The organism is Candidatus Protofrankia californiensis (genome assembly GCF_900634765.1).
Taxonomy (GTDB): Bacteria; Actinomycetota; Actinomycetes; order Frankiales; family Frankiaceae; genus Protofrankia; species Protofrankia californiensis.
Genome location: NZ_CAAAFT010000170.1, coordinates 5016 through 10731, shown reverse-complemented (window position 1 = coordinate 10731; position 5716 = coordinate 5016). Strand labels below are relative to the sequence as shown.

Below are 5716 nucleotides of genomic sequence, written 5' to 3'. Positions count from 1 at the left end.
AGCCCGGCGATCACACCCTGGGAGACTGGATCCCCGGCGACAGCACCGAGAGCCGGCCCCGTCACCGGCACCCCGGTCTCGGCGAGCGCGAACAGCGGGACCACAACAACAGCCGAGAACGGGTGCAGCCGGTGTTCCAGCCGCAGTGCGGGCGCGGCCTGCTCGTCCGGGTCGGGACGCACCCGGGTGAGCAGGGCGAGCCCGATGCCGGCAACGGTCGCGTGCACCCCGGATGCGTGCACGCACACCCACAGCGCCAGCGCCAGCGGTACATACAGCGCCGGGGATCTCCAGCGCCGCCGCTGCGCGAAGACGTACCCGGCCGACAGCACGACGGCCGCCGCGAGCCATACCGGGGCCAGTCCCCTGGTGAACAGGACAGCGATCAGGGCGATGGCACCGAGGTCGTCGACGACGGCGAGACTGAGCAGCAGCACCCGCAGCGAGGCGGGCACGTTCGCCCCCGCCAGGGACAGCACGCCGAGCGCGAAGGCGATGTCGGTGGCGATGGGGATCGCCCAGCCGTCCGAGGCCCCGGGCGCGCCCCGGCTGACCGCCAGGAACACCAACGCGGGAACGACCATGCCGCCGAAGGCCGCGGCGACCGGCAACACGGCGGCCCGGCGGCCCGCCAGCTCCCCGACGACCAGCTCGCGTTTGAGCTCAAGACCGGCGACGAAGAAGAACACCGCGAGCAGCCCGTCGGCCACCCAAGCCCCGGCGCTCAGCTGGTCCAGATGCAGCCAGGACGGGCCGAAGCCCATGCGGGCCTGCCACACGTCATGGTAACTGCCGCCGGCGAGGTTGGCCCACAGCAGGGCGACCACGGTGGCGGCCAGCAGCAGGAACCCGCCGGTGGTCTCCTGGCGGAGGAACTCGGCGAACTCGCCACGAGCGGACAGCGCCTGGCCCACACGCGCGTTGATCGCGGCTCGCACGTTGACCACCGCTCGGGTGCGCACCAGTGGGAGGTCCTTCCAGGAAACGCCGACGCCGGACGCCGACCAGACTTCCCGGCACACCAGTTCAGTAGCGACATCATCCTGACACAGCGGGCCACGGATTTCCCGGTCGTGGCGTCCCCCGCTGGTGCAATCCATCGGTCATGGAGCCCAGCGGCCGGGACGTCGGTGTGGCCTGCGAGGTCGCTCCCGGCGGAGGCACGGCCGGTGAACATACAAAGCTGAACATACGAAAACGTACGAAGGAGTCCGGTTCAGCCACCCGGCTGGCTCGCCGCGGCTTTCTCGCGCGAACGTCCGATCACCCTGCGGACGAGCGGTTCGACCACACGCGCGGCCACCGGACCGAGAATCGCCATGATCAGCACATAGCAGGCGGCGAACGGGCCCAGCTGTGGTTCCACCCCGGCCGCGACCGCCAGACCCGCGATGACGATCGAGAACTCGCCCCGCGCGACCAGCGCGGCCCCGGCCCGGTAACGGCCCATCGTGCCGATCCCGGCCCGGCGCGCCGCCCACCACCCGGTGAGGACCTTCGTCACCACCCCGGCGACCGCCAGCAACGAGGCGGCAAGGAGCACCGGCGGTATCTCGGAAGGCTCCGTCTGCAGGCCGAAGAAGACGAAGAACACCGCGGCGAACAGGTCCCGCAGGGGGCTGAGCACCTGCCGCGCCCCCTCGGCCACCGGCCCCGACACGGCGATCCCGACCAGGAACGCCCCGACCGCCGCGGACACCTGGACCTGCTGGGCGGCTCCGGCCACGAGCAGGGCAAGCCCCAGCAGCCGCAGCAGCAGGATCTCGCTGTTGGGGTCCGTGTTCGGATTGTGGACGAGCCGGCTTACCTGACGGCCGAACCTCAACGCCAGGACGAGGACGCAGACCAACGCACACAGTGCGACCAGCAGTGTGAGCGAGCCCCGGGCAAGCGTCTGCTGGGCCAGTAGCGCGGTGAGGATGGGCAGGTACACCGCCATCGCAAGGTCTTCGAGGACGAGTATGGACAGCACCACGGGCGTCTCACGGTTACCGACACGTCCCAGGTCGGTGAGGACCTTGGCGATGATCCCGGAGGACGAGACAGCGGTGACGCCACCGAGGACGAGCGCGGCCAGCGGACCCCAGCCGAGCAGGAGTGCGGCGCCCACCCCGGGCACGGCGTTGAGCGTCAGGTCGAGCGCGCCCGTGGACGCCTGCCGGCGCAGGCCGTCGAGCAGCTCCTGCGCCGTGTACTCCAGGCCGAGCGTCAGCAGCAGGAGGACGACTCCGATCTCGGCGCCGACCTCGATGAACTCCTCGCTGGCACCCAGCGGGAGCAGTCCTCCGTGCCCGAAGGCAAGCCCTCCCAGCAGGTAGAACGGGATCGGAGAGATGCCCACGACGGTGGCGCAATGCCCGAGCATCCCGAGGGTGAACAGGACCGCGCCCAGCTCGAGAAAGGTCGCGGCTACGTCCACGGGCGACTCTCCAGCAGCGCCGTGTCACCGGTCTCCACCAGCGCCGTGTCACCGGCTGATGCTGTGATCAACCGGTGCGGAACAATTCGGCGACAGCAGCGGTGTTCTCCGGCGTCCCGACAACGACAACGACGTCACCGGCGACAAAGCCGAAGCTCGGACGCGGGGACGCGATCACCTGCTGGTCGCGGACGACGGCGACGATCGAGGCCCCGGTCCGGGTCCGCGCATGGGTCGCCCCCAGCGCCTGCCCGTCGTAGGGGGATCCGGGAGCGATTCTGATCTGGTCACCGACGATGCCCGCGAAGGCCTCACCGAGGTTGTTCAGCCGCTCGACGATGTGCGGGGCGCCCAGCAGCTCCGCCAGGGCGTCGCTCTCCTCGGCGGTCAGCGGAACAGACTCCCTGCAGGTGTCCGGATCGTCGGTGTCGTAGACCACCAGCTCGCGGCGGCCACCGTGATGTGACACCACACCGACCCGTCGACCGCTGCGGGTCCGGAAGTCGTGCCGCAGCCCGATGCCCGGAAGCGTAGTCTCCTCCACGTTCACTGCGACCCCTCCAGCGAACCCGACACGGACACCGAAACACAATGATCGAAATTCTGGGGCCCGCTTCTGGCACTTCGGCCCTCTGGCTGTCCAACCATACGCAATACCACGGTAACGCGGACCGACCGCCCCCGAGCCGTGTCCGGCGGATCACGATTGGGGGCCCGCACCGGGCTGACAAGCAGCCGGTGAGCAGCGGGAAGGAGCATTCCCCGGATACCGTGACGAGGACGTCCAGCTCTCCCGAGGCCGGACGCACGACAAGAACAACAGTTCACGAAGGTTCACCAGAAGGCGGTGCCGCGGTGCTGAACAGGAGTGCTCGCCTCATCCGCCGGATCGTGGTGAGCACGGTCGGCGTGGCCGTGCTGGGGGTAGGTGTGGCCCTGCTCGCCCTGCCCGGCCCGGGTTTCCTCATCATCGCGCTGGGGTTCTTCGTCCTGAGCCTGGAGTACGAATGGGCCCGCCGGCAGTTCGAGCAGGCCCGGCGCAAGGCCACCGACCTTGCCGACCAGGCCGCGGCGAGCGTGTGGTCGTCAGCGTTCACGATCCTGTTCGGGCTCGGGATGGTCGCGGTGGGCGTCGCCTGGATCGTGGTGAAGACGCTGCCGTTCTCCTCCCCGTGGACGGGCGGAAGCATGATCTTCGGTGGGGTGGTGGTCCTTGCCACCATCCTGTTCAGCCTGTGGCAGGCCAAACAGGCTCGTGACGCCGGCGAACCGACCCCGGCCGAACTACTCGACCGCAAGGAGGAGCAGGAGAGCCGCAAGCACATGTCCTCCACCTCCGTGTCCACCTCCGCCGCACCCCCGACCTCCTCCACCGACGGGTAGCCCACGGATAGTTGCCGACGGATGACTTGGAGCCAGCGCGGTCCCCGCGGCGCCAGCCGCGAGAAGTTCCCAGCCAACCAACCAGCCAGCCGGCCGTTCCCATTCACCGGCAAGTCCGCCGATGCGACCGGAGAATCCTCTTTTCCAGTTTTTTGGGCCATGAATCGTTCGCGACGGTGGGAACCATGTCGCATCGAGCGCCGAAAAATTTTCCGGCGAGAGCCGGAGATTTATCCGCAAGGGCCACCCCGGAGTAGAATTCAACCCGTCCCGAGTCAGCACTCAAGAGTCAGCACTCAAGAAGGAGCGTGACGGGATGGAACAACAGCAGGCGCAGCAGATAGAGCAGCAGTTTCGGCAGAACTGGCAGCAGATCCGTTACCAGATTCTCGATCAGTTCGGCCAGGTGGGGTCCTCCGATCTCAACGCGGCCCGCGATGTCAACGACCTCGTCCAGCGGATCGCGGACAGGTCGAACCACAGCGAGCAGTACGTCGCGAGGCGACTGAGGGAACTCGCCGACGTCGGCGCACAGGCAAGCCAGGCACAGGCGACCCGGGCAACCCAGGAAGCGACTCCGAGCGGCCAGCAGTCGTTCGGGGGACGGCAGCAGCCGGCTCGTGAGGCAGGTGCGCAGCAGGGCACCCAGCAACGTTCGTTCGGGGCAACCAGCCAGTAGCGCATCAGGACTCGGGCCTCCCACCTCCCAGATCGGCTATCCGGATCGGCACCGCCGATCTGGGAGGAACCCCGAGCGCGAGAAACATGATCGCGCCGCCTTCGGCCCTCTGGATGAAACAGTCGGCCAGGTGGCTTCGGTAGCACACAGGTCCAGGCCGCTCGGCCGGCCCCGCAAGGCGAGGATCCGTCCTGGACGCGCCCCCGACCGACCGGGGCAAACATGTGTTCGATTAACATGCACCCAGTCACGTATGCGCGGATCGGCGACTGCCAGGTCGGCGTCCCGGCAGCGGATCAGGCACAAAAGCGCCTATACTTCTATCGAAAGGAACTGTTTAGCCGAACGATATCGGAGAGCCGTGCCCGATGCGCAGAACCACTCTCATGTACAGGCCCACGCGGTGACCGATCCGTTGAAGGAGTGGGCACCACAGGGGATCGACATCTCGAAGCCCAGCATCGCGCGGGTGTATGACGCTCTACTGGGAGGCAAGGACAACTTCGCGGTGGACCGTGCTATAGCCGACCATTTCGCGCAGTTGCTGCCCGAGGTCCAGCAGGCGGCCTGGTACGAGCGGGCCGTACTCGGCCGTGGGGTGCGCTACCTCTTCGAACAGGGAATCCGCCAGTTCATCGACCTGGGCTCCGGGCTGCCGACCGCGCGCAACACCCACCAGGTTGCACAGGAACACGCCCCGGACACCCGGGTGGTGTACATCGACAACGACCCGATCGTGCTGGCACACAGTCAGGCGCTGCTCGCCGAGAACCCCAACACCACGGTGATCAACGCCGATCTACGCTCACCCCAGGAGGTCCTGGACCACCCGCGCCTACGCAGCCTGCTCGACCTCGACCAGCCCGTCGGCCTGATGCTGCTCGGAGTCATCCACCACCTCAACGACCATGAGAACCCCGACGGGATCGTGCAGGCATACAAAGACGTTCTTCCCTCCGGCGGTTACATGTTCCTCACCCATTTCGTCGCCGACGGCGAGCGCACCACGGGCCTGGAGAAGATGTTGCTCGCGGAACTGGGCACCGGGCGATTCCGCACCATCGAGAAGATCACCAGCTACTTCGACGGCCTGGAGCTCGCCGAGCCGGGTGTCGTCTCCAACCCTCTGTGGCGCCCCGACGAACCGGTACCCACGCCGCTGACGCTCACCGAAACGCTCATCGCCGCAGGTATCGGCCGCAAGCCCTGAACCGACGCCCGTGCCGGCCCCGCGC

General features: G+C 68.0%; 6 protein-coding genes. 3 read left to right on the top strand and 3 right to left on the bottom strand.

Translation table 11 applies throughout. The annotated features are described in order from the left end of the window. From nhaA to DD1DGNOD_RS09565, 3 genes are all read right to left on the bottom strand, one after another. Positions 1-947 (bottom strand): Na+/H+ antiporter NhaA (nhaA, locus tag DD1DGNOD_RS09575; protein WP_430827787.1); only part of this gene is annotated, 947 nt, incomplete at its 3' end. Positions 948-1216: 269 nt separating this feature from the next. Beyond that, positions 1217-2365, bottom strand: coding sequence for a cation:proton antiporter (locus tag DD1DGNOD_RS09570; RefSeq protein WP_241251400.1), 1149 nt, complete (start codon positions 2363-2365; stop codon positions 1217-1219). Between the two features lie 121 nt (positions 2366-2486). Further along, a complete protein-coding gene (locus tag DD1DGNOD_RS09565; protein ID WP_131766278.1) occupies positions 2487-2969 on the bottom strand; it encodes a cation:proton antiporter regulatory subunit in 483 nt (160 codons plus the stop codon). 305 nt (positions 2970-3274) lie between these two features. Here DD1DGNOD_RS09565 and DD1DGNOD_RS09560 point away from each other — a divergent pair, with 305 nt between their 5' ends. From DD1DGNOD_RS09560 to DD1DGNOD_RS09550, 3 genes are all read left to right on the top strand, one after another. Continuing rightward, a complete protein-coding gene (locus DD1DGNOD_RS09560) occupies positions 3275-3802 on the top strand; it encodes a PGPGW domain-containing protein (RefSeq protein WP_131766277.1) in 528 nt (175 codons plus the stop codon). 316 nt (positions 3803-4118) lie between these two features. Continuing rightward, a complete protein-coding gene (locus tag DD1DGNOD_RS09555; RefSeq protein WP_131766276.1) occupies positions 4119-4481 on the top strand; it encodes a hypothetical protein in 363 nt (120 codons plus the stop codon). 361 nt (positions 4482-4842) lie between these two features. Beyond that, on the top strand, positions 4843-5691 hold the full coding sequence (locus DD1DGNOD_RS09550) for an SAM-dependent methyltransferase (RefSeq protein WP_241255605.1): 849 nt from the start codon (positions 4843-4845) through the stop codon (positions 5689-5691). Positions 5692-5716: the final 25 nt, after the last annotated feature.